Here is a 21,929-nt window from a genome sequence, read left to right on the forward strand (position 1 = left end):
GCTCTTTTCTGGAAACCCCATGCTGATCTTCCTTGCGCGCCGAATCCTGTCGACCGTGCCGGTGCTCGTCATCGTTGCGCTGATCGTGTTTCTCATGCTCCGGCTGGCGCCCGGCGATCCGGCGGCCGCCATCGTGGGCGACAGCGGCACCAGCGAGAACATCGCCAAGGTGCGCGAGCAACTGGGGTTGAACGAATCGCTCCCCGTGCAGTTCGTGCGCTGGAGCGGCCGCTTGCTGCAAGGCAACCTGGGCGAATCCTACTTCATGAAGAAGACGGTGGTGGAGCTCATCGGCCAGCGCATCGAGCCGACGGTGTCTCTCGCGGCGGTGACGCTGGTGGTCACCATCCTCGTCGCGGTGCCGCTCGGGGTTGTTGCCGCCTGGCGGCACGGCGGCTGGCTGGACCGCATGCTGATGGGCTTTTCGGTCATGGGCTTTTCCATACCGGCGTTCGTGATCGGCTATGTGCTCATCTGGATCTTTGCGCTGCACCTGCAGTGGCTGCCGGTGCAGGGCTACCAGCGGCTGAGCCAGGGGCCGCTGCCCTGGATCAAGCACCTCATCCTGCCGTCGATCACGCTGTCGATCATCTATGTAGCGCTGATTGCGCGCGTCACGCGTGCGGCCGTGGCCGAGGCCATGACCGAAGACTACATCCGCACTGCGCGCGCCAAGGGCATCTCAGAAAAACGTGTGCTCATGCGGCATGCGCTCGCCAATGCGGCAATCCCCATCGTCACGGTGATCGGGATCGGCATTGCACTCCTGATCGGCGGCGTGGTGGTTACCGAAACCGTGTTCGCCATTCCGGGCCTTGGCCAGCTCACGGTGGATGCGGTGCTGTCGCGCGACTTTCCGCTGATACAGGGCATCACGCTGTTCTTTTCAGTCGTCTATGTGCTGGTCAACCTGCTGATCGACCTGAGCTACCTGGTGTTCGATCCGCGCATTCGCTATTGAGGCGCAAGAAGAAGCAAACACATGACCGATTCACTTGCCACTCCCATGCCTGCAGGCGAAGCCATCGTCGAACCGTTGCCGCCGCCCAGGCGCCGGTCGCTGCTCAAGCGCATCCTGGCCGACTGGTCGGTGCGCGCCGGCGGCGGCGTGCTGATGCTGCTGGTGCTCATCTCGCTTGCCGCGCCATGGCTCGGCACCATCGACCCGACCGCCATCGACCCCGGCAGCGGCAACCTGTTGCCCGGCACGCGCGGCGAGTTCAACAGCCTGGCGGGCGACACCTTCGAGCACCTGTTCGTCATGGGCACCGACAGCCTGGGCCGCGACATCTGGAGCCGCACGCTCTACGGTGCACGCGTGTCGCTTACCGTGGGTGTGTCGGTCGCCGTTCTGGCGGTGGTGTTCGGCATGCTCGTCGGCTTGCTGGGCGGCTACTTCCGGCGGCTCGACAGCGCGATCATGCGGCTGATGGACGGCGTCATGGCCATCCCCGGCATTCTGTTTGCGATCAGCCTGGTGGCGCTGTTCGGCGGCAAGCTGCTGACAGTGGTGGTGGCCATTGCAGTGCCCGAGATTCCGCGCGTGGCGCGCCTCGTGCGCTCGGTGGTGCTCACCGTGCGTGAAGAACCCTATGTGGAAGCAGCCATTGCGCTGGACACGCCGACGTGGAAGATCCTTGTGCGCCACATCCTGCCGAACGCCGTTGCGCCGCTCATCATTCAGGCGACCTATGTGTGCGCCTCGGCGATTCTTGTCGAAGCCATCCTGTCGTTTCTCGGCGTCGGGCTGCCGGCCGACATGGCCACCTGGGGCAACATCATGGCCGAGGGCAGGGCGCAGTTCAACCAGTTCCCGCACAACGTGCTGTTCCCCGGCATCTTCCTGGCGCTCACGGTGCTGGCGGTCAACATCCTCGGCGACGGGCTGCGCGACACGCTCGATCCCAAGTTCAACAAGCGCGGGGGCTGAACATGGCGCAAGCACCTGTTCTTTCCGTTCGCGACCTTGCCATTTCTCTTCCGCGCGGCGGCGATCGGCCGCATGCGGTCGACAAGATTTCCTTCGACGTACCGCCCGGAAAGATCGTCTGCCTGCTCGGCGAGTCCGGCTCGGGCAAGTCGGTCATTGCCAACGCGGTAATGGGGCTGCTGCCTTCCGGCCTTGTACCGGTGCGCGGCACCGTCGAGCTGCAGGGCGAAAACCTGCTGGCCGCAACCCCCGCGCGCCTGCGCCAGCTGCGCGGGCCGTCGATGGCCATGGTGTTCCAGGAGCCCATGACCGCGCTCAACCCGGTAATGACCTGCGGTGCGCAGATCGACGAAATGCTGGCGCAGCACGTGCAGATGGGCTCGGCCGAGCGGCGGAAAAAGATCATGGCCATCATGGCGCGCGTCCGGTTGCCCGAGCCCGAACGCATCTACGCTTCGTATCCGCACCAGCTTTCGGGTGGGCAGCGCCAGCGCATCGTGATTGCGATGGCGCTCATCCTGAAGCCCGTGCTGCTGATCTGCGACGAGCCGACCACCGCACTCGACGTGACCACGCAGGCCGAGATCTTGCGGCTCATTCTCGAGCTGCAAACCGAGAACGGCACGGCCGTGCTTTTCATCACGCACGACTTCGGCGTGGTTGCGGAAATTGCCGACGAGGTGGTGGTGCTGGAACTGGGCGCCATGATCGAGAAGGGCGACAAGATGGCGGTGCTCACGGCTCCGCGCGAGCCCTACACGCGGATGCTGCTCGATGCCGTGCCCGAGCTTTCGCCGCCGCGCCGGCCGCCGGTGGTGGACACCTATCCCCTGCTCAACGCGGTGAACATCTGCAAGACTTACATCACGGGCAGCTGGCCCGGCAAGCGCCGCACGGTGAATGCGGCGCGCAATGTGTCGCTCGAAGTGAGGCCCGGCGAAACCGTGGGCATCGTGGGTGAATCGGGCTCGGGCAAGTCGACGGTGGCGCGTTGCATCGCGCGGTTGATCGACCCGAGCTCGGGCGACATCTTTGCCGACGGCCGCTCGGTGGCGCATGTCAAAGGGCGCGCGCTGTCGCCGTTCCGGCGCACGGTGCAGGTGATTTTCCAGGACCCGTACCGTTCGCTGAATCCGCGGCAGACCGTGGGTGCCTCGATCGTCGAAGGCCCGGTCAACTTCGGCATGCCTCACGAGCAGGCGTGGGCGCGCGCCGAAGAGCTGATGCGCCTTGTGCGCCTTTCACCCGATGCGCTGCGCCGCTACCCCAGCGAGTTTTCGGGCGGCCAGCGCCAGCGCATCTCGATTGCGCGCGCGCTGGCCTGCGATCCCAAGGTGCTGATTGCCGACGAGGCCGCGTCGGCGCTCGACGTCTCGGTGCAGGCGCAGATCCTTCGGCTGCTCGACGAGATCCAGCAGCGGCTGAAGATCGGCATTCTCTTCATTACCCACGACCTGCGCGTGGCCAGCCAGATCTGCGACAGCGTGCTTGTCATGAGCCAGGGCGAGATCGTGGAGCGCGGTTCGGTGCGCGACGTGTTCTTCGCGCCCAGCCACGACTACACGCGCAAACTGCTGGCGGCGGCGCCGGGCCGCGACTTTGCCTTTGCACGCAGCTGAAATTCTTCGTTCATCCGTTCGAGAAAAGTTCGAGAAAAAAAGGATCCCATGAAAGTCTTCATCGCCGGTTTCCAGCACGAGACCAACACCTTCGCACCCAGCAAGGCGGACTGGGCCGCATTCAACGCCGGCTCGAGTTTTCCTCCGTACCGGCGCGGCGCAGAAATCATTGCCGCTTACGCGGCCAAGAACATTCCCATCGGCGGCTTCATCGATGCGGCGCGCGAGAACGGCTGGTCGCTCGTGCCGTCGGCATGGGCAGGTGCCACGCCCTCGGCCCACGTGACCGAAGACGCGTTCGAACGCATTGCGGGGGCCATCGCCGAAGACCTGGCGGCCGCACTCGCGCAGGGCGGCATCGACGCGGTGTATCTCGACCTGCACGGCGCGGCCGTCACCGAGCACCTTGAAGACCCCGAAGGCGAACTGATTGCGCGCATCCGCAAACTCGTCGGGCCCGACATCCCCATCGTTGCGAGCCTCGATCTGCACGGCAACATCACCGCGCAGATGCTGGCCGAGGCCGATGCGCTCGCTACCTACCGCACCTATCCGCACGTCGACATGGCAGACACCGGGAAGCTGGCCGCCCGGCTGCTCGCGCGTCGCATTGCACGCGGCACGCGAGAACCGCTGCATGCGCGGCGGCTTTCCTTCCTGCTGCCGCTCAACGTGCAATCGACCATGATCGAGCCGGCCGCCTCGGTGTACCGGCTGCTCAAGGAGCTGGACGAAAAGCACGATGCGGTGCTGAGCTTTGCCACCGGCTTTCCGGCTGCCGACATTGCCGAATGCGGCCCGGTGGTGTGGGGCTATGGCGACGACGCGGGCGCCGCCGTTGCCACGCTGTTCGAGCGCATCGACCAGCCACGCTCTCAATGGCGGCTCGAAGTGCTGGAGCCCCGCGCCGCGGTGGCCCGTGCGCTTTCGCTGGCCGAAGGCGCCGGCAAGCCGGTGGTCATTGCCGACACGCAGGACAACCCCGGCGCGGGCGCGGACAGCAACACTTCGGGCATGCTGCACGCGCTGCTGGCCGAAGGCGCGGGCAAGCGCTACCCGGGCAAGATCGCGCTCGGCCTGATGTTCGATCCCGCCGCCGCGGCGGCCGCCCACGAGGCCGGCGTGGGCGCGCAGATCCGCATCGGCGTGGGCACCTCGGTGCCGACCTGGGGCGGCAGGTTCAGCGACAAGCCGGTGGAAGGGCTGTTCACCGTGCGGGCGCTGAGCGACGGCGTGGTGACCTTCAAGGGCCCGATGTTCCGGGGCGGCGCGGTGCAGCTGGGCCCGAGCGCCTGCCTCGAGATCGATGGCGTGCTGATTGCCGTGGGCAGCGGCAAGAGCCAGATGCTCGACCGCGAGCTGTTCCGCTTCGTCGGCATCGAGCCGGAGGCGATGAAGGTGCTGGTCAACAAGAGCTCGGTGCACTTTCGCGCCGACTTCGCGCCCATTGCGAGCCACATCCTCGTGGCCAAGGCGCCTGGGCCGATGGCCGCCGACCCGGCCGACCTGCCGTGGACCCGGCTGCCCGCCACGATGGCGCTGCAGCCCTGAGCAGACCTTCCGTCATCCATCCACCCACCCATTCGCAACGCGAGACCACGATGCCTCAAAGCGCCCAGCACTACCTCGAGTACATGAGAAAGAATGCCGCCGAATTCGTCACGGTGCGCCAGCAGATCCACCAGAACCCAGAACTCGGCTTCGAGGAGTTCGGCACCAGCGACCTGGTGGCCGAGCGCCTCACCGCCTGGGGCTACGAGGTGGAGCGCGGCCTGGGCGTGACGGGGCTCGTGGGCCGCCTGAAGCGCGGCAGCGGAACGCGAGCCATCGGCATTCGCGCCGACATGGACGCATTGCCCATCGAGGAGAAGACAGGCCTTGCCTACCGCAGCGGCCGCCCCGGAATCATGCACGCGTGCGGGCATGACGGCCACACCGCCATGCTGCTCGGCGCAGCCAAGTACCTCGCGCAGCACGGCGAGTTTTCGGGCACGCTCAACCTTATCTTCCAGCCGGCCGAAGAGGGCATGGGCGGCGCCGTGAAGATGATGGAAGACGGCCTGTTCGACAAGTACCCGTGCGATGCGGTCTATGCCATGCACAACTCGCCAGGGCGCCGGCAGGGCGACCTGGTGTTTCGCGAGGGCGCGGCCATGGCCTCGTCGGACTACGCCACCGTCACGCTCACCGGCGTGGGCGGCCACGGCGCCATGCCGCACCGCACGGCCGACCCGATCGTTGCCGCGTCAAGCATCGTGATGGCGCTGCAGACCATCGTCTCGCGCAATGCCGATCCGCAAGAGATGGCCATCGTGACCGTGGGCGCCATTCACTCGGGCAAGGCCAACAACGTGATTCCCGAAACGGCGGTGCTCGAGATCAGCGTGCGTTCGCTCAACCGCGAAGTGCGTGAGCTGCTCGAAAAGCGCCTGAAGGCCATCGTCACGGCCCAGGCCGAAAGCTTTGGCGTGAAGGCCCAGGTCGACTACCGCAAGGGCTACGCGGTGCTGGTGAACACACCCGAAGAAACCGAGTTCGCACGCCGCATCGGCTACGAGCTCGTGGGCGCCGAACACGTCGAGCCGCAAGGCCCGGCGGTTACCGGCAGCGAAGACTTCGCGTTCATGCTCGAGAAGAAACCCGGCTGCTATCTCTTCATCGGCAACGGCGCGACGGGCGAGCACGGCGGCTGCATGGTGCACAACCCGGGCTACGACTTCAACGACAGCAACCTGCCGATCGGCGCGGCCTACTGGGCGATGCTTGCCGAGAGCTACCTGCGATAGCGGGTAAACAAATGCGGTGCGCCGGCCTCAGCGCCGGGGAACCGTCACCGCGCCCACATGCATCGTGCGCCCCGCGCCGAGGCCCGCAATCACCAGCGCAATGCCCAGCCCGATGAAGAGCCACGACGATGCGCGGAAGCTCCCGGTCCAGCCATGCAGCAGGCCCGCAAGCAGCGGGCCGCACGCGGCCACCATATAGCCCACGCCCTGCGCCATGCCCGAGAGGTGCGCCGCCACATGCGAATCGGGCGAGCGCAGCACCATGAACGTGAGCGCGAGTGCAAAGGTGCCGCCTTGCGCAATGCCCAGCAGCACGGCCCAGAACCACACGCCAGAGAGCGGCGCGAACAGCATCGCCAGCATGGCGGCCAGGGTGAGCAGGGCCAGCCCCACGGCCAGGCCGCGCTGGTTGCGCAGCCTTACCGCCACGGCGGGAACGACGAGGCAGGTCACCACCTGCGTCATCACGGCGAGCGACACCACGTAGCCGGCGGTTTCGCCGCCCAACCCACGCTCGCGCAGGATGGGCGCGAGCCAGCCCATCACGATGTACGCAAGGGCCGACTGCAGACCCATGAAGAACGTGACCTGCCAAGCGAGGCGGTCGCGCCAGAGCCCGCGAACGGTAAAGCCCGATTCGCTTGCCACCGGCTTCAGCGGCAGGGCCTGCGGCGCCCAGATCAGCGTGACCAGCAGGGCCGGCAGCGCCCACATGGCCAGCGCGGAAGTCCAGCCGCCGCCCAATGCATGTTCGAGCGGCACCGTGAGCCCGGCCGCGCTGGCCGCGCCGCCGCAAACCGCCATGGTGTAGAGGCCCATCATCAGCGCCGCCTGCCCGGCGAAGTCGCGCTTCACCAGGCCCGAGAGCAGCACGTTCGACACCGCGATGCCGCTGCCCGCAACGGCCGAGGCCAGGAACAGCAGCGGAATGTTGCCGGTGCCGCGCAGCGCGGTGCCCACCAGGATGAGCACCATGCAGCCGAGCAGCGTGCGCTCGGTGCCGAAGCGCCGGCCCAGGCCCGGCGCCAGCGGCGCGAACACGCCCAGGCAGACGATCGGCAGGGTGGTCAGCAGGCTCGCGGCGGTGGCCGAAAGGCCGGTGGCCGCCATGATTTCGGGCAGCATCACCGAAAGGCTGGCAAACACCGGCCGCAGGTTGAATGCAATCAGCACCACGCTCGCGCCCAGCAGGATGCGGCGGGCCAGGCTCGGCGCCGGCGTAGGGTGCGGCGCGGGCATGCTGTCCGCCTCGGCGTCGATCAGCAGTTCACCGGCGGCCCGGTTGGTGGAAAAAGGCACCGCGCTCATCGAATGCCCTTCATGGCTCGGCTTTCGACAGTGCGTCGAGCATGGGCGCCATGAAAGCGCGAACCGCTTCCGCGGCACGGTCGGGGTCGCGGCTGGCAATGGCTTCGACGATGGATTCGTGCGCCGCCTGGTCAGGTTCCGGCAGGCTGGTGCCGATTGAACTGCCGATGGTGTCCTTGATGTAGCCGGTAATGAAGCGGCAGGTTTCTGCCAGCGCCAGGTTGCCCGAAACGTCGACGATGGCCAGGTGGAAATCCAGGTCGCGCTGGATGAAGCTCGCGCCGCCGTCGCTTGCGTCCGGCGAGCCGCGCTGGTCGAGCAGGGCCCTCAGGTTGCGCAGGTCCGTGGCGGTGTGGCGCACGGCGGCAAGCCGGGCGGCTTCTACCTCGAGCGCGCGGCGCACCTCGAACTGGTCGCGCAGGCTCGCGCGCCGCATTTTCTGCAAGTTGGCCGAAGGATCGAACCCGGAGCGCACATAGGTGCCGGAGCCCTGCCGCACTTCTAGCAGCCCGCGCGAGACCAGCGTTTTCACGGCTTCGCGCACGGTGCCGCGGCTTACGCCCAGGAGCAGTGCGAGTTGCGGCTCGACGGGAATGCGCGAACCGACGGCCCAGCGGCCGGCCGAGATTTCGGCGCGAATGCTGTTGGCCGCGCTGTCGGCAAGGGAGGTTCGGGGTGCTTGGGCCAGCATATGTATCAGAAAGGCCTATTCATTGAATCATTGGATGAATTGTCCGCCGGCTTCAATACCGCAGTCGCAAGCAGGGGATTGCAGCTACCAGCTGCCGGATGCCCCGCCGCCGCTGCTGGAGCCGCCGCCGCCCGATGAAGATGACGAAGACGACGACGAGGAAGAAGAGCTGCTGGAGGAGCTGCCGCTCCAGCCCCTGTCGCCCGAGCTGTAGCGAACGCGGCCCGCGCCGTTCCCATTGCCGAAGGCGAGCGGAAGAAAGGCGAATGCCGATGTCACCACAGCCACCAACGTGAGCGGCATCCACATCGTGTCCTCTGCAATGCTCTGGAAGGCCGTCGCGCCCATCACGGCCATGGCACCGAGCACGAAAAGAAGGCGCAACCCGAAGCTGGCGAAGCTTGCGCGCCAGGCATTGCGCATGCCGAACGCCACGCCCGAGGCGAACGCAAGGCCGATCGTGGCGGCGAACAGATACATGGCACCCTGCAGCAGCACGTCCGCTCCCACCCTGCGGGCCGCCACGACGAGCAGCACGATCAGCAGCACCGCGGCGGCGGTAACGCGCCGCGCCGTGCGCGAGCGGGCGCAGGCCATTCCCAGCCCGAAGCCGAGCGGGGCGGGCATCGTCGCAAGCATGAAAAGCATCACAGGTTCGCGCAGGATGACGGCGGCCGCCAGCGCAGGGGCCATGAGCATGCCGAACGACAGCTTCCAGTGGGAATGGGCGCGCAAGAAAGAATCCGGGGCCGGGGCGGCCGCGCGCCTGCGCTTCGGCTTGCCGGACCGCCGGCTGTGCCAGATGCCCACGCCAACGCTCCAGAGCAGAACGCCGAAGAGGGCCCAGCCCGCAGGCGTCACGCGGCCCATGCCGGTGGGGCCGCTTTCTTCCGGCTCTTCCTGTGCTTGCAGCGTGTGCTGTTCGTCCTCCGGCGTGTCCGGCTCGGCGATCATCATGGAGGGCTGCGTGCCGGCCCGCTGCGACAGCACCTGCAGCGTCGCCTCGATGCCCTCCGCGAACTCGCCCTTGCGAAAGGCCGGCGTCATCTGCTCGTCGATGGCGCGGGCGGCCTGTATGTCGGTGATGGCGCCTTCCAGGCCCGTGCCCACCTCAATGCGCATGCGGCGGTCTTTCAGCGCCACCAGCAGCAGCACGCCGTCGTCTTCTTGCTCGCGGCCCAGCTTCCAGGCGGCGAAGACACGCGTGGCGTACTGCTCGATCGAGTCTTCCCCGGTGGTCGGCACGATCAGTACCGCAAACTGCGCCTGGGTTTCGTTCTCGATGGATGCAATCTGCTGCCGCAAAGCCTCGGCTTGGGAGGGCTTCAGCGTCTTCGTCAGATCGACCACGCGCGACTGCATCGGTGGCACGGGCACAGGCTTGGCTTGCGCCGGCAAGGGCCACGCGAGCAGCGCAGCCACATGCAGGCTCAACCACCACCAGAGCCGCAGAGCTCGCATCCCGCCGAAGGCTGCCTTCATCGGCGGGCGCTTTTCGCGACCACGCCCGCGCCGCGTACTTCGAGCCTGCGCTGGTCGACCACCTTGCCCGTCGCGTCGACGAGTTCGATCACGTGGCGCCCCGGCCAGGGCAGCCATTGCGCGCTGTTGCCGCGCGCAAAGTGCTTGCCGTCGATGCGCCATTGCACGCCGCGGCCTTCGGACTCGAAGCGCACGCGCTGGTGCAGGGGCGGAATGTCCGGGTCGAGCGCGATGATGGTGCCGTCGACCGGCGCGATGATGCGCGCCGCCGCGTTGTTTGCCGCCGGCGTGCCCGCGCCGGTATCGAGCGCAAAGAGCGGCTGCTCCGTACCTTGCAGGAACCACTCGCTGCGCGCGGCCTCCAGCGGGTTGCCGTCGGCGCCGGGTCCGAAGGCCACGGGTGCTTCGACCAGGCCCGCGGGCGGCCTCGGCGCACGGCTCGGCTCGCGTGCGTGCAAAAAGCGCATCACCTCGGCCCACACCGGGGCCGCGCCGCTGGTGCCGCTCACGTCCCACATCGACGCGCCGCTCGCGTTGCCGACCCACACGCCCACCGTGTAGCGCTGCGACCAGCCCACGGCCCAGTTGTCGCGCATGTCCTTGCTGGTGCCGGTTTTCACGGCGGTCCAGAAGCGCGTCGAAAGAATGCTGTCGGGCCCGAAGGTGCGCGTGCGTGCGTTCGCGTCGGACAGGATGTCGCCGACGATGAAGGCCGCGGCCGGGTCGAGCATGGGCGCTGCGGCAGCGGATGCGTTGTCGGCGGCCCTGGGTTTGGCCGATGAGGCCGGCGGCGGCGCGGCCGTGCGCGCCGTGAGCGTGGTGGGCCCGTGGCGCCCGCCGTTCGCCAGCATGCGATAGGCATTGGTGAGCGACAGCAGCGACACCTCGGCGCTGCCGAGCGCGAGGCTGTAGCCGTAGTAGTCGCCGCTTTCGCGCAGCGGCAGCCCGGCCGCGCGCAGTTGCCGCGCGAACGATTCGGGCGACACCATCGCCAGCGTGCGCACGGCCGGCACGTTGAGCGATGCGGCAAGCGCCGTGCGCGCCGACACCGGCCCCTTGAACTGGCGGTCGTAGTTCTGCGGAATGTAGAGGCCGCTGGCGGTGTTGATCTGCGCCGACGAATCGTCGATGAGCGATGCCGCGGTGAGCCGCCGTTCGGCAATGGCCTGTGCATAGAGCAGCGGCTTGAGCGTGGAGCCCGGCTGGCGCAGCGCGGTGACGGCATCGACCTCGGCCGCCTGGCTCAGCGCGCCCGACGAGCCGACCCATGCCAGCACCTCGCCGCTCGCGTTGTCGAGCACCACCAGCGCGCCGTCTTCCACATGGCGGCCGCGCAGTTCCTTCAGGTGGCGCTGCAGCGCATCGAGCGCAAAGCGCTGCAGCGGCGCGCGCAGGGTGGTGCGCACGGCAGTTTCCTTTGGGGCTCGCTTGCCGCGCGGGCGCCGCGGACTTTGCGGTCGCTTCGGCCTCGCCCAATTCCTTCAGCACGCGACGAGCCGCGTGCGGCGCAATGCCTTCGTTCGCATCGAACGCCCGCCGCTGCACCGCCGCACTGGTGAACATGTCGAGCGCATCGCAGTCGATCTTCTGGCCCGGCTCCATTGCGCGCATGACCTCGCACGCGCGCTGCGCCACCTGCGCGGGCTTGGCGTTGGGTGCGCGCACCAGCGCCGCGGCCACGGCCGCCTCGCGCGCGTCCAGCCCGCTCGGTGCCTTGCCGAACAGCGTGCGCGAAAGCGCATCGATGCCTACGATCTCGCCGCGGAACGGCACGGTGTTGAGGTAGGCCTCCAGGATCTGGTCCTTGCGCCAGTTGCGCTCCAGCTGAGTGGCCGCCACCGTCTGGCCGATCTTCTGCGTGAAAGTGCGCCCGCTGTTGGCACGGCGCAGGTCTTCGTCGAGCAGGCCCGAGAGCTGCATCGTGATGGTCGAGGCGCCGCGCGTGCGGGTGTTCCACAGGTTGGCCCACGCCGCCGACGACACCGCGCGCCAGTCGATGCCACTGTGCTCGTAGAAGCGCCTGTCCTCGCTCAGCACCATGGCCATGCGCAGCGCCGGCGACACATCGGCCAGCGCAATCCATTGGCCGCGCCGCACCGTGGCGTCGGTGCGCACGCGCTGCAGCAGTTCGCCGCTGCGGTCGAGCACCGCGGTGTCCGACGAGCGGAACCCGCGCTTCACTTCGTCGAAGCTCACCGCACCGGCCGCAAAGGCAGCGGCCGGCTGCATGCAGGCAGCCACGATCAATGCAGCGGCAAGATGGCTGGCGGTAAATGACGGGCGATGCATGAAGGGCGTGAACTGGAGGCGGGCAAATCGATGGCGAAGCCGCGCCATTCTCGGCGATGCGCCCACGGGAACTGCACCTACTCCGACTCAGGCGTGCCGCCGCCTCCCGTGCTCAGAAATTACAGCCAAAGTTCGCAGCAAGGTTCCACATCCGGTAACGAACTTCACGCCCGAGCGTCATTCGGGATACGCAGCCGAGACGGAGGTGGCCTTCAATGCAGACGACGGCTTGCGGAGGCAGGCCGCGTTTGAAAACTCCAAGGAGAAATCATGAAAAAGACATTGGCCATTCTGCTTGCCGCATCGGCTGTTCTGGCCGGCTGCGTGGTTGCACCTTACGACCGTCCGCCTCCGCCGCGCGGCCAGTACTACGGCGGCGATCGAGACCGCGACGGCGTGCCCAACCGCTATGACCGCGACCGCGATGGCGACGGGGTGCCCAACCGCTACGACCGCAGGCCGAACAACCCGTATCGCTGATCCAGGCTGCAGCGCGCCTCAGGCGGGCCGGCGCGGGAGCAGCGCCCACACGCCCGCCGCGCTCAGCAGCGAGCCGCCCGCAAGGTTGAAGCGCCGTTGTGCGCGCGGCGACGAAAGCAGCTTGCGGGCCGATCCCGCAAACACGGCATAGAGCGTGGCATTGAGCGCGGCCATGGCCACGAAGGTGACCGCCAGCACCCACAGCTGGCGCGTCATGTTGGCTGCGGGGCTCAGAAACTGCGGCAAGAACGCCACGAAGAACACGATGCCCTTGGGGTTGAGCGCCGTCACCAGGTAGGTGTTCGCGAACAGCCGCCAGCGCGAATCGGGCGCGGCAGGCGCCGCGACTTCGGACGACGTGATGCCCGCGCGCAGCAGCTTGATGCCGAGGTACAGCAGGTACAGGCCGCCCGCCCACTTCACCACCGTGAACCAGAACGCCGAAGCGGCCAGCAGCGCACCCAGGCCGAGCAGCGAAACCACCAGCGCCGTCGAATCGCCCAACGCCACAGCAGCCACCAGCGGCACATTGGCGCGCCGTCCGTGCGACATGGAATAGCTGATCACCGTGAGGATGGTCGGGCCGGGAATGATCAGCAGCACGGCCGATGCCGCCACGAAGGCGAGCCAGAGTTCAACGGGCATGAAAAGTCTCCAGGGTTGTTGTTGCGGTCAGGTGCCGAAGCGCGCGGCCGACCTGGCCTTGGCACGCTCCGCCTCTATGGCGCGGTCGCGCGGCTCGGCAGTGGTCACCAGCGAATCGATCAGGCGCGCAGCCGTTGCAGCCACTTCGTCGACCGCGCGCTCGAAGGCCTCCTCGTTGGCCTTGGAGGGCACGCTGAAGCCGCTGAGCTTGCGCACGAACTGCAGCGCCGCGGCGCGGATCTCCTGCTCGGTGGCGGGAGGCTCGAAGTTGTAGAGGGTCTTGATGCTTCTGCACATGGGCGAACTCCATTCGGCAGTATTCGGCAGTGGATGCGTCCGCCAGTCTAGCGAAGCAGCGCCATCGCGTGGGCGTCGTGATAGACGCCGACGATCAGGCTGGCGCGGCGCACGAGGCCTTCGTGCTCGAAGCCGAAGCGGTCGTACAGCGCCTTCGCATTCAGGTTGTCCGTGCGAACCGTCAGCTGAATGCGCGTGAGTCCGCGTGCCCACGACCTGTCGATGGCGGCCTGCAGCAGCTGCGCACCGAGCCCCTGGCCGCGTGCCTCGGGCAGCAGTGCGATGCCCAGGAGGCCGATGTGGGCGCGCGAATGGCCGAATACCGGCGACACGTCGCACCAGCCCACGACCTTGCCGGTGCCATCGACAGCAACGAAATGAGGGAAGCCCGTGGACAGCACATTCTGATAAAAGGCAAGCGACTGCTCCAGCGGCGGTGCTTGCGTGAGCGCGAGGTACTTCTGCTCGCGCGCCACGGCGTCGAGCGCCTTGTGCAGGCTTTCGAAGTGGTGTTCTTCGGTGGCAACGACGGAATGGTTCATGCGCGCGAGACGAAACGCGTGCTCATTCGATCAGCCCGCGCTCCGCGGCCTGCGCCTGGTTCTCGAAGACGGCCATGGCGGTCTTCATTCGCCTGAAGCCGAACTTTTCGTAGAAGGGCTCCTTGCCCGCCACCGCATACAGAATGATCTTGCGGTGGCCTTTTGAAAGCTCCATGAGCCGAGAGACGAGCTGCTTGCCGAGGCCCGTGCCCTGATGGGTGGGGTGCACCGCCACGTCACAGATGTAGGAGCAGTCGAGCCCGTCGGCCACTGCACGCCCGGCGCCGACCATGTGGCCGTTGTCGTACACGAAGCACTTGAACATGCTGTTGGAGAACACGAGCTTCAGGCCGTCGGGCTGCTTGTTGCCGAGCGGTGCGGCCTGGTAGAGCCGCGAGAGTTCTTCCCAGTCGATGCCTTCGAGCGAATGGCGCCATTCGAGTGTCATGGAGCTTGCCTTCTCTGTTCTCGGCCGGTCACCCGGCCGCGTTCAACCGCAGGATGGCCTCCGCCACGGCCTCGATGCCTTGGTCCGTGAGGTCCGGCGCAGCCACCTGCTGGCGCAGCGGCCACTTTTTGAAATGGCGCGCCTGCGAGCGTTCGTAGTGCGGATCGTAATGAAGCGCCATCAGTTCCGCAAAAAGCTGCGGCAGGTCGCCCGCCATCGCCCATTCCTGCCAGCGCTGTACCACGGCCTTGCCCTGCATTTCCTTCAGCCTGCCTAGCTGTTCTGCGAGCGCCGCGCGGTCGTCGCCCAGGTAGGCATAGTCGCGCAGCAGGTAGTCGAGCCGGGCGGCCGCATCCGCTTGAATTTCGATGCATGCCGCGGCGCGCATGTGCGCGACCAGGGGAATGGGAACCGAGAGCCTGCCGATGCGGGCGCTTTCGCCTTCCACATACAGCGTGCGCGAGAGGTCGAGCGCACCGAAGCAGGTGGCAATGCGCGTTTCGAACTGCTTTTGCGACGGCTGCGGCACGCCGGGCAGGGCGCCCAGCAGCGAGCCCTTGTGGCTGGCGTAGTGTTCCAGGTCGAGCACCTGTTCGCCGCGGTCAGCCAGTGCCTGCAGCACGCGCGTCTTGGCGCTGCCGGTGGCGCCGCAGATCACCTTGAGCCGAAGCTTCGGCACCGCGGCCTCGATTTGCGCCAGCACATGGTGGCGAAAGCTCTTGTAGCCACCGGCAAGCTGCTGCGCGTCCCACCCGACCAGGCGCAGCCAGGTGACCATCGAACCGCTGCGCAGCCCTCCGCGCCAGCAATACACGAGCGGCCGCCAGTTGGCGGGTTGCTCGCCGAAGCGTTCGCGCAGGTGCCGCGCGAGGTTGGCGGCCACCATGGCGCCGCCCACGCGACGCGCCTCGAATGCGCCGGTCTGCTTGTAGATGGTGCCGACGATGCGGCGCTCTTCGTCGTCGAGCACCGGGCAGTTGATGGCGCCGGGAATGTGGTCGAGCGCAAACTCGGAAGGCGAGCGCGCATCGATGACGGTGTCGAACCGGTGCAGGTCGGCCACGCGCGTGGGCTGGTGGCGCGGGTTGTCGTGCTCACGCATGGGCGTGCCCCAGGTTGCGCCGCAGCCGGCCGCTTGCCAGGTCGACAAGCGCCACCAGGACGAACATTGCAATCAATACGGTCATGGCCTGCTGCTGTTGAAAGATCGACAAGTGAAAGTAGAGAAGCTGGCCCAGGCCGCCGCCGCCGACAAAACCCAGCACGGCGGCCATCCGGATGTTCATTTCCCAACGATACAGCGCATAGGCCACCCATTGCGGCAGCACGAGTGGAAGGCTGCCGTAGGCAAAGGCCGCTGCCGCGCCGGTACCACTGAGAACCAGTGCCTGCTCGGGTTCGCGCGGCGCGTTCTCCAGGCTTTCTGCGAACAGGCGGCCCAGCACGCCGGTGGTGTGCAGCGCGAGCGCGAGCGCACCGGCAAACGGGCCGATGCCCGCGGCCAGCACCATGAGCGCGGCCCACACCAGTTCAGGCACGCTGCGCAGAAAGTTGAGGACAAAACGGCAGCCCTGCCGTACCAAGAGGCCCGACCGGCCGGAGGCCGGTAACGCCAGCGCGGCGGCACCCGCGGCAGCCAGCAGCGTGCCGAGCGCCGAGACGGCCAGGGTCTGCAGTGCGCCCCACGCCGTCTTGGCGAGAAAGGCGCTCGACAAATCGGGCGGAAAGAACTCGGCGATGAACTTGCCCATGAAGCCGATCGACTCCGCTGTGAACAGCGCACGGTAGTCGATGGCCAGGTAGGCGAAGCTGGCCACCACGGCCGCGAGCACCAGCGCCGATGCGATCCAGCAGCGGATGCAGCGAGGTGGTCCGGCCAGGTCGACGTGCCCGTTCATGCCAGCAGCCGCCGCAACGCATTGCTCAGCGCATCGGCGAGCAACACCAGCACCAGGAACACCAGCAGGATGCTGCTGGCTTCGCCGCCGTTGAGCATCTTCATCGACTGGTCCATGAGCTGGCCCAGGCCGCCCGCGCCCACGAAACCCATCACCACCGAGGCCCTGACGGCGCATTCCCAGCGGTACACGGTGTAAGAGATGAGCTCCTGCGCGGAGTTGGGCAACAGGCCGTACACCAGTGCGGCAAAGCGCCCGCTGCCGCTTTCCAGCAACGCGCGGGCGGGGCGGGTGTCGGTCGATTCGAGCACTTCGGCATACACCTTGCCGAGCATGCCGCCATAGGTGATGGCCAGTGCCAGCACGCCGGCCGCCGGGCCAAGGCCCAGCGCACGCACGAAGACCAGTGCCCAGACGATCTCGGGCACGGCGCGCAGCACCATCAGCACCGAGCGCCCGGCTTGCCGCACCATGCCGGCTTGCGCACGGCCAGGTCCGGGGCCGATGCGCGAAACCGAGAGCGCGCGGGTGGTCACAAAAGCCAGCGGCGCGCCGATGACGAATGCCAGCGCCGTGCCGGCGGTGGCCATGGCCAGCGTCTCCAGCGTGGCCTTGGCCAGCATCGCCAGAAAATCCGGTGCGGTTTCCGGCGGCAGAAAGCCAGCGAGGAAACCGCCGATCACCTGCAGGTTGCCGGGGGCGAACAGGGCCGAGGGCGCAAAGCCCGACAGCTGCAGCATCGGCCATGCGATGACGAACGCGGCCAGCAGCCACACTAGGCGGCGGCGCGCCAGCGGGTCGCGCAGCGCGGGCGCTGTGCGTTGCGGCAATGGCTGCTGCACGGTGCTCACAGGCAGTCAGGGCGTTCGATGGTGTTGGCGGCGCCCGAAGCGAATGCGCCCGACGCGATGTCGATCGGCCGTTCGCGTGCCTGCACCGGCAGCCCGCCTTCGCTTGCATAGAGCGCCACGAGCATCGGCTCGGTCACATTGCCGACTGGCTCGTCGAACACCACCTGCCCACCGCGCATGCCGACGATGCGAGGAAACCAGCGCAGCGCCAGGTCGACCGCATGCAGCGAGGCCACGAGCGTGGCGCCGGTCGATTCGCTTTGCGCCACCAGCTGCTGCAGCGCGGCATCGGCCAGCGTCGGGTCGAGCGCGGACACCGGTTCGTCGGCCAGCAGCAGCGCGGGCCGCTGGTAGAGCACGCGGGCGATACCCACGCGCTGCAGCTGGCCGCCGGAAAGACGGTCGCAGCGGTCGAACAACCGCTCTTCGAGCGAGAGGCGCGACAGCACCTCGTGCGCCCCTGCAAGGTCTGACGGGCGCAGCAGCGAAGCCAGAGCGCGCATTGCGCTCCATTGCCCCAGGCGCCCCGAGAGCACGGCGGTGACCACGCGCAGGCGCGGCGCGATCGGCGGGCTCTGGTGCACGGTTCCGATGCGGGAGCGCAGCTTGCGCAGTGCGGGCGCAGCCAGGCTCCAAGGCGATTGGCCGAGCAGCTGCACCGTGCCTTCGCCGGGCCGCAGCGCAGTGCCGAGCACGCGCAGCAGCGTGGTCTTGCCGGCGCCAGAAGGCCCGATGACGGCCACGCGCTCGCCCGCACGTGCGGCAAACGACACGCCTCGCAGCGCGCGATGGCCGTTCGGGTGAACCAGCCCGACGTGGTCGAGCGAGAAACTCACGCGACGGCTCCGCTGGCGCGCCGCAATCGCATCACTTGATCAGCCCAGCCGACTTGGCGGCGGCTTCGATGCCGTCGTAGTTCGACGACTTGGTGGCAATGAACTTGCTCGCGCGCTGAAGGTTCATGATGTCTTTCATGGCGGGGTTGGCCGGGTCCAGCTTCAGGAAGGCCTCGGTGAGCTTTTTCGTCAGTGCCGGATCGAGGCCGGGGCGCACCGTCCAGTTGTAGTCGTAGTAGGTCGGCGTGGTGGCCAGCACGCGCACCTTGGCGGCGTTCGGGTTCTTGCTTTCGACCAGCTTCTCCCACACCGACGCATTCAGCACGCCGGCTTCGGCGCGCGAGGCGGCCACGAAGGCCACGGTGGCGTCGTGCGCGCCGGAAAACGCGACCGTCTTGAAGTCCTTTTCAGGGTCGATGCCGGCCTGCATGAGGAAGTAGCGCGGCATCAGGCTGCCCGAGGTGGAGGAGGGTGCGCCGAACGCGAAGGTCTTGCCCTTCAGGTCGGCCAGCGTCTTGGCGGTGCTGTCCTGCGGCACGATGAACTTGCTGGTGAACACTTCGTCTTCCGCGCGCTGCACGATCGGCACCGCGCCGCCGTTGGTGCGAAGGCGGGCCTGCACAAAGGTAAAGCCGCCGAGCCACGCCAGGTCGATCTTGTTCGTGGCCAGGCCTTCGACCACCGCGGCGTAGTCGGTCACGGGCGTGAACTGCACGTCCATGCCGGTTTCCTTCTTCAGATAGTCGCCCAGCGGCGTGAACTTGCGCTGCAGTTCGGTGGGCGCCTCGTCGGGAATGGCGGAGACGCGCAGCACCTTGCCTTGTGCAAAGGCACCCAGGGCGAAGGCGGACAGCGAGAGTGCAAGGGCGATGCGAAGGATGGGTTTCATGGCGTGGCGCGGCATGGCGCAAGGGAGAAGGGACAACCTTCGATTGTAGAAACCCGTGTCCGGGCGCCGTTTGCGCGCGGCTTCGATAATGGGCGACTGCCCTGATACGGATTGCGCCATGACCGACACGCCGACGATTTCACCCCTCAACCCGCTGGCTCCGCTGCGGCTCACCAGCTTTTCGCACGGCGGCGGATGCGGCTGCAAGATCGCACCCGGCGTGCTGTCTGAAATCCTGAAGAACAGCGGCGGCGGCCTCATTCCGCCGGAGCTGATGGTGGGCATCGAAACGGCCGACGACGCGGCCGTGTACCGCCTGAACGACAAGCAGGCGCTGATCGCGACCACCGACTTCTTCATGCCCATCGTGGACGACCCGTACGAGTTCGGCCGCATTGCAGCCACCAACGCCATCAGCGATGTCTACGCAATGGGCGGCAAGCCGATCATGGCGCTGGCGCTGGTCGCAATGCCGGTCAACCAGCTGCCGGTGGAAGTGATCGGCGACATCGTGCGCGGCGGGCAGGACGTGTGCCGCGCGGCCGGCATTCCGATTGCGGGCGGCCACACCATCGATTCGGTCGAACCGATCTACGGGCTCGTGGTGATGGGCCTGGTCGACCCGGCCCACGTCAAGCGCAACGCCGAGGCCCGCGCGGGCGACGTGCTGGTGCTGGGCAAGCCGTTGGGCGTGGGCGTGCTCTCGGCTGCGCTCAAGAAAGAAAAGCTTTCGCTTGCCGGTTACCGGCAGCTCATCGAAAACACCACGCGGCTCAACACGCCGGGCATTGCGCTGGCCACGATGCCGGGTGTGCATGCGCTCACCGACGTCACCGGCTTCGGGCTGGCCGGCCATGCGCTGGAGCTCGCGCGCGGCGCCAAGCTCACGGCCACCATCGACTGGCCGCGCGTGCCGCTGCTGGACGGCGTGGCCGCCATGGCGGCGGATGGTTTCGTGACGGGCGCCTCCGGCCGCAACTGGGCCGGCTACGGCGCGGAGATCGAGCTTGCGAAAGGCCTCCCGGCCATGGCGCAGGCACTGCTGAGCGACCCGCAGACCTCGGGCGGCCTGCTCGTGAGCTGCGCTGCCGAGTCGGCCGAAGCGGTGCTGCAGGTCTTTCGGCGCGAAGGCTTTGCGGATGCCGCTGTGGTCGGCCGCATGGAGCAAGGCCCCGCGCGCCTGCTCGTGTTGGCCTGAAGACCGTGCGGATGACGCCGAAAGCGCCGAGTTCGAGCCAGAATGATGCCAGGGGCAGACAACAACGCCAGGCTCCGGCAGCCAACAGCGAGGGTCGCATGATGCGCACAACGGTCCTTTTCATTTCGGTCTTTGCAGCCGCGGCCTTGGCGCATGCTGCAGACGTGGTTCGCTGCACCGACGCCAGCGGCGGCATCGTCTACACGCAGGGCCAGTGCCCGCCCGGTACCAAGCTTTCGCGCCAGGTGCCTATTTCCGAGCCGTTGTCGGTGGTACCGCCTGCTTCCTCCTCCGAAGAAGCGCGCCGCCCGGCCTACACGCCGCCGCCGTCGAGCGCGGCGTTGCCGCAGCCCCCCGTCAGCAATGTGCCGCAGGGCCCCGCCATCATTCCGCGCAACGTCGAAGAGCCGCGCGTGGCCCCCGAGCCGCCGCCGGTCTACAGCTGGGGGCCCGATCCGTACTACGACGGCGGCCGCCCGGTCATCCGCCCGCGGCCTCCTCGCCCGCAGGACCCGGGCCCGCCACCGGGCCAGCGGCCGTGCCAGAACCTGGCGGGCATCAAGCGCAGCAACTGCTGAGCCGACGCAGCCGATGCAACTTCGCCCGTGGACCGTGTACTGCGACGGCAGCGCCATGCCGAACCCCGGCCGCATGGGCGCCGGCGCGGTCATCACCGAGCCCGACGGCACCCGCCACACCTTGTCGCTGGCCAGCCACGCCACCGGCTGCAACAACGAAGCCGAGCTGAGGGCACTGACCCTTGCGCTCGAAGAACTGAAGGCAAGGGGAGCGACCGCGGTGCTGGCCTATACCGACAACAGCATCCTCGTCGAGCAGCTCGTCGAGCCCGGCGCCAGACCGATCGCGCGCATGGCCGGCTTGTTCGAGGATGCCCGAGCGCTGCTCGGCTCGTTTGAAGAAGCGAGCCTTCGGTGGGTGCCGCGGCACCGCAACCAAGAGGCCGACGCGCTCGCGCGCGCCTCGCTCGGGTTTGCGCCCAAGGCGCCCGCCAAGGCAACAAAGAAGCGGCGTTAAGCTGCGCGGTTCAGTTTTTCAGATAGATAACCGTTTATTCCATGACCGAAGCCAATTCCCTCCCACCCCTTCCCGACCACCTGTCCACCGACCCGCGCAGCCCGCACCACGTCGCGGCCGTTTTCGAGCACGACATCGGCATCCGCTTCAACGACAAGGAGCGCCTGGACGTCGAGGAATACTGCATCAGCGAAGGCTGGATCAAGGTGCCCGCGGGCAAGACGGTGGACCGCAAGGGCAAGCCGCTGCTGATCAAGCTGAAGGGCAGGGTCGAGGCGTTCTATCGGTAAGAGAGCCTGCTGGTGACTCGATCTGCCGTGACCCACGGCGGATCAGAGATCAGGGCGGCGAGGGCAGGGAAAGAATCCAGCGCGCGAGCAGCCGCGCATCCGCTTCCGACACATGGGGCTGGCGCGGCATGATGACGCGCCCCCAAGTTCCAACGCTGCCGTTCCGGATCTTTGCTGCGAGTTGCGACGGCGCGGCCGGATCGTTGCGATACCGATCCGCAATCTGGGCGAACCCGGGGCCGACTTGTTTTCGAAGCATGCCATGGCATGCGGTGCAGCCGCGCTCATGCGTCAAGGCACGCATCCGCTCTTCGGCGGCGGTGGCACCCGCAACCGGTGCCATCAATCCGAAGAGCAGCGCGAGCTTGAAAAAACCCATACCCCGAACAATGTAGAAAGCGAGCCGCCGCCGCGT

Annotated in this window: 23 protein-coding genes and 1 pseudogene; 10 read left to right on the forward strand and 14 right to left on the reverse strand. The window is 67.5% G+C overall.

The window, feature by feature from the left end; all coding sequences use genetic code 11:
* Nucleotides 1-19: 19 nt before the first annotated feature.
* From M0765_RS16185 to M0765_RS16205, 5 genes are read left to right on the forward strand one after another with little or no spacing between them, the layout of a single operon-like run.
* On the forward strand, nt 20-961 hold the full coding sequence (locus M0765_RS16185; protein WP_258504664.1) for an ABC transporter permease: 942 nt from the start codon (nt 20-22) through the stop codon (nt 959-961).
* A gap of 21 nt (nt 962-982) precedes the next feature.
* Entirely contained in the window at nt 983-1,930 is a 948-nt protein-coding gene (locus M0765_RS16190) for an ABC transporter permease (RefSeq protein ID WP_443098538.1), read from the forward strand.
* A gap of 2 nt (nt 1,931-1,932) precedes the next feature.
* Nucleotides 1,933-3,549 (forward strand): dipeptide ABC transporter ATP-binding protein, encoded by a 1,617-nt coding sequence (locus tag M0765_RS16195; protein ID WP_258504666.1) that lies wholly within the window; start codon nt 1,933-1,935, stop codon nt 3,547-3,549.
* A gap of 48 nt (nt 3,550-3,597) precedes the next feature.
* Nucleotides 3,598-5,100, forward strand: coding sequence for a M81 family metallopeptidase (locus tag M0765_RS16200; protein ID WP_258504668.1), 1,503 nt, complete (start codon nt 3,598-3,600; stop codon nt 5,098-5,100).
* 50 nt (nt 5,101-5,150) lie between these two features.
* Nucleotides 5,151-6,335, forward strand: a complete 1,185-nt coding sequence (locus M0765_RS16205) for a M20 aminoacylase family protein (RefSeq protein ID WP_258504669.1) — start codon at nt 5,151-5,153, stop codon at nt 6,333-6,335.
* A 27-nt stretch (nt 6,336-6,362) separates the two neighbouring features.
* Here the strand turns inward: M0765_RS16205 and M0765_RS16210 are convergent, their stop codons facing one another.
* From M0765_RS16210 to pbpC, 4 genes and pseudogenes are all read right to left on the reverse strand, one after another.
* Nucleotides 6,363-7,643 carry a CynX/NimT family MFS transporter gene (locus M0765_RS16210; protein WP_258504670.1) on the reverse strand — a complete coding sequence of 427 codons (1,281 nt, stop codon included), beginning with the start codon at nt 7,641-7,643 and terminating at the stop codon, nt 6,363-6,365.
* 10 nt (nt 7,644-7,653) lie between these two features.
* Nucleotides 7,654-8,334, reverse strand: a complete 681-nt coding sequence (locus tag M0765_RS16215) for a FadR/GntR family transcriptional regulator (protein WP_258504671.1) — start codon at nt 8,332-8,334, stop codon at nt 7,654-7,656.
* Between the two features lie 84 nt (nt 8,335-8,418).
* The gene (locus tag M0765_RS16220) at nt 8,419-9,816 is read right to left on the reverse strand and encodes a TPM domain-containing protein (protein WP_258504673.1); all 1,398 of its coding nucleotides are present in this window, start codon (nt 9,814-9,816) and stop codon (nt 8,419-8,421) included.
* A pseudogene (pbpC, locus tag M0765_RS16225) lies at nt 9,813-12,105 on the reverse strand (penicillin-binding protein 1C). Before pbpC ends, M0765_RS16220 begins: the two are co-directional and overlap by 4 nt.
* 270 nt (nt 12,106-12,375) lie before the next feature.
* Here pbpC and M0765_RS16230 point away from each other — a divergent pair.
* Nucleotides 12,376-12,585, forward strand: coding sequence for a thrombospondin type 3 repeat-containing protein (locus M0765_RS16230; protein ID WP_258504674.1), 210 nt, complete (start codon nt 12,376-12,378; stop codon nt 12,583-12,585).
* A gap of 18 nt (nt 12,586-12,603) precedes the next feature.
* Here the strand turns inward: M0765_RS16230 and M0765_RS16235 are convergent, their stop codons facing one another.
* Genes M0765_RS16235 through M0765_RS16275 form a run of 9 tightly spaced genes read right to left on the reverse strand, consistent with a single transcriptional unit; the run spans nt 12,604 to nt 18,991 of the window.
* The gene (locus tag M0765_RS16235; RefSeq protein WP_258504675.1) at nt 12,604-13,230 is read right to left on the reverse strand and encodes a LysE family translocator; all 627 of its coding nucleotides are present in this window, start codon (nt 13,228-13,230) and stop codon (nt 12,604-12,606) included.
* Between the two features lie 27 nt (nt 13,231-13,257).
* Nucleotides 13,258-13,527: a DUF2277 domain-containing protein gene (locus tag M0765_RS16240; protein ID WP_258504676.1), complete on the reverse strand. Its 270-nt coding sequence runs from the start codon at nt 13,525-13,527 to the stop codon at nt 13,258-13,260.
* Between the two features lie 47 nt (nt 13,528-13,574).
* Nucleotides 13,575-14,069 (reverse strand): GNAT family N-acetyltransferase, encoded by a 495-nt coding sequence (locus M0765_RS16245; protein ID WP_258504678.1) that lies wholly within the window; start codon nt 14,067-14,069, stop codon nt 13,575-13,577.
* A 22-nt stretch (nt 14,070-14,091) separates the two neighbouring features.
* Nucleotides 14,092-14,517, reverse strand: coding sequence for a GNAT family N-acetyltransferase (locus M0765_RS16250; protein WP_258504680.1), 426 nt, complete (start codon nt 14,515-14,517; stop codon nt 14,092-14,094).
* 28 nt (nt 14,518-14,545) lie between these two features.
* Nucleotides 14,546-15,619 (reverse strand): tRNA 2-selenouridine(34) synthase MnmH, encoded by a 1,074-nt coding sequence (mnmH, locus tag M0765_RS16255; RefSeq protein WP_258504682.1) that lies wholly within the window; start codon nt 15,617-15,619, stop codon nt 14,546-14,548.
* Nucleotides 15,612-16,415 carry a phosphonate ABC transporter, permease protein PhnE gene (phnE, locus tag M0765_RS16260; protein ID WP_258504683.1) on the reverse strand — a complete coding sequence of 268 codons (804 nt, stop codon included), beginning with the start codon at nt 16,413-16,415 and terminating at the stop codon, nt 15,612-15,614. Before phnE ends, mnmH begins: the two co-directional genes overlap by 8 nt.
* The gene (locus M0765_RS16265; RefSeq protein WP_258504684.1) at nt 16,412-17,245 is read right to left on the reverse strand and encodes a PhnE/PtxC family ABC transporter permease; all 834 of its coding nucleotides are present in this window, start codon (nt 17,243-17,245) and stop codon (nt 16,412-16,414) included. Before M0765_RS16265 ends, phnE begins: the two co-directional genes overlap by 4 nt.
* A 17-nt stretch (nt 17,246-17,262) precedes the next feature.
* Nucleotides 17,263-18,102 (reverse strand): phosphonate ABC transporter ATP-binding protein, encoded by an 840-nt coding sequence (locus M0765_RS16270; protein ID WP_258504686.1) that lies wholly within the window; start codon nt 18,100-18,102, stop codon nt 17,263-17,265.
* Nucleotides 18,103-18,133: 31 nt separating this feature from the next.
* Nucleotides 18,134-18,991: a putative selenate ABC transporter substrate-binding protein gene (locus M0765_RS16275; RefSeq protein ID WP_258504688.1), complete on the reverse strand. Its 858-nt coding sequence runs from the start codon at nt 18,989-18,991 to the stop codon at nt 18,134-18,136.
* Nucleotides 18,992-19,109: 118 nt separating this feature from the next.
* On the opposite strand from M0765_RS16275, the gene selD reads away from it, so the two are divergent.
* The 4 genes from selD (at nt 19,110) to M0765_RS16295 (ending at nt 21,514) form a co-directional block, all read left to right on the forward strand.
* Nucleotides 19,110-20,189 (forward strand): selenide, water dikinase SelD, encoded by a 1,080-nt coding sequence (selD, locus tag M0765_RS16280; protein WP_258504689.1) that lies wholly within the window; start codon nt 19,110-19,112, stop codon nt 20,187-20,189.
* 101 nt (nt 20,190-20,290) lie between these two features.
* Nucleotides 20,291-20,767 (forward strand): hypothetical protein, encoded by a 477-nt coding sequence (locus tag M0765_RS16285; RefSeq protein WP_258504691.1) that lies wholly within the window; start codon nt 20,291-20,293, stop codon nt 20,765-20,767.
* 13 nt (nt 20,768-20,780) lie between these two features.
* The gene (locus M0765_RS16290; RefSeq protein ID WP_258504692.1) at nt 20,781-21,224 is read left to right on the forward strand and encodes a ribonuclease HI family protein; all 444 of its coding nucleotides are present in this window, start codon (nt 20,781-20,783) and stop codon (nt 21,222-21,224) included.
* Between the two features lie 41 nt (nt 21,225-21,265).
* Nucleotides 21,266-21,514: a DUF3297 family protein gene (locus tag M0765_RS16295; RefSeq protein ID WP_021006088.1), complete on the forward strand. Its 249-nt coding sequence runs from the start codon at nt 21,266-21,268 to the stop codon at nt 21,512-21,514.
* A 49-nt stretch (nt 21,515-21,563) separates the two neighbouring features.
* Here M0765_RS16295 and M0765_RS16300 read toward each other — a convergent pair whose 3' ends face one another.
* Complete coding sequence (locus M0765_RS16300; protein ID WP_342456017.1) at nt 21,564-21,893, reverse strand: c-type cytochrome; 330 nt, start codon at nt 21,891-21,893, stop codon at nt 21,564-21,566.
* Nucleotides 21,894-21,929: the final 36 nt, after the last annotated feature.

Origin of the sequence: Variovorax sp. S12S4 (assembly GCF_023195515.1) — a bacterium.
Lineage (GTDB): Bacteria > Pseudomonadota > Gammaproteobacteria > Burkholderiales > Burkholderiaceae_C > Variovorax.

Bases quoted from the DNA above. Each gene is read 5' to 3' on its own strand.
- M0765_RS16200 (WP_258504668.1), top strand. From the start codon at position 3,598: ATGAAAGTCTTCATCGCCGGTTTCCAGCACGAGACCAACACCTTCGCA.
- M0765_RS16300 (WP_342456017.1), bottom strand. From the start codon at position 21,893: ATGGGTTTTTTCAAGCTCGCGCTGCTCTTCGGATTGATGGCACCGGTT.
- M0765_RS16250 (WP_258504680.1), bottom strand. From the start codon at position 14,517: ATGACACTCGAATGGCGCCATTCGCTCGAAGGCATCGACTGGGAAGAA.
- M0765_RS16275 (WP_258504688.1), bottom strand. From the start codon at position 18,991: ATGAAACCCATCCTTCGCATCGCCCTTGCACTCTCGCTGTCCGCCTTC.
- M0765_RS16240 (WP_258504676.1), bottom strand. From the start codon at position 13,527: ATGTGCAGAAGCATCAAGACCCTCTACAACTTCGAGCCTCCCGCCACC.
- M0765_RS16295 (WP_021006088.1), top strand. From the start codon at position 21,266: ATGACCGAAGCCAATTCCCTCCCACCCCTTCCCGACCACCTGTCCACC.
- M0765_RS16195 (WP_258504666.1), top strand. From the start codon at position 1,933: ATGGCGCAAGCACCTGTTCTTTCCGTTCGCGACCTTGCCATTTCTCTT.
- M0765_RS16230 (WP_258504674.1), top strand. From the start codon at position 12,376: ATGAAAAAGACATTGGCCATTCTGCTTGCCGCATCGGCTGTTCTGGCC.
- M0765_RS16285 (WP_258504691.1), top strand. From the start codon at position 20,291: ATGCGCACAACGGTCCTTTTCATTTCGGTCTTTGCAGCCGCGGCCTTG.
- M0765_RS16235 (WP_258504675.1), bottom strand. From the start codon at position 13,230: ATGCCCGTTGAACTCTGGCTCGCCTTCGTGGCGGCATCGGCCGTGCTG.
- M0765_RS16190 (WP_443098538.1), top strand. From the start codon at position 983: ATGACCGATTCACTTGCCACTCCCATGCCTGCAGGCGAAGCCATCGTC.
- M0765_RS16290 (WP_258504692.1), top strand. From the start codon at position 20,781: ATGCAACTTCGCCCGTGGACCGTGTACTGCGACGGCAGCGCCATGCCG.
- mnmH (WP_258504682.1), bottom strand. From the start codon at position 15,619: ATGCGTGAGCACGACAACCCGCGCCACCAGCCCACGCGCGTGGCCGAC.
- M0765_RS16215 (WP_258504671.1), bottom strand. From the start codon at position 8,334: ATGCTGGCCCAAGCACCCCGAACCTCCCTTGCCGACAGCGCGGCCAAC.
- M0765_RS16245 (WP_258504678.1), bottom strand. From the start codon at position 14,069: ATGAACCATTCCGTCGTTGCCACCGAAGAACACCACTTCGAAAGCCTG.
- M0765_RS16210 (WP_258504670.1), bottom strand. From the start codon at position 7,643: ATGAGCGCGGTGCCTTTTTCCACCAACCGGGCCGCCGGTGAACTGCTG.
- M0765_RS16205 (WP_258504669.1), top strand. From the start codon at position 5,151: ATGCCTCAAAGCGCCCAGCACTACCTCGAGTACATGAGAAAGAATGCC.
- M0765_RS16220 (WP_258504673.1), bottom strand. From the start codon at position 9,816: ATGAAGGCAGCCTTCGGCGGGATGCGAGCTCTGCGGCTCTGGTGGTGG.
- selD (WP_258504689.1), top strand. From the start codon at position 19,110: ATGACCGACACGCCGACGATTTCACCCCTCAACCCGCTGGCTCCGCTG.
- M0765_RS16185 (WP_258504664.1), top strand. From the start codon at position 20: ATGCTGATCTTCCTTGCGCGCCGAATCCTGTCGACCGTGCCGGTGCTC.
- phnE (WP_258504683.1), bottom strand. From the start codon at position 16,415: ATGAACGGGCACGTCGACCTGGCCGGACCACCTCGCTGCATCCGCTGC.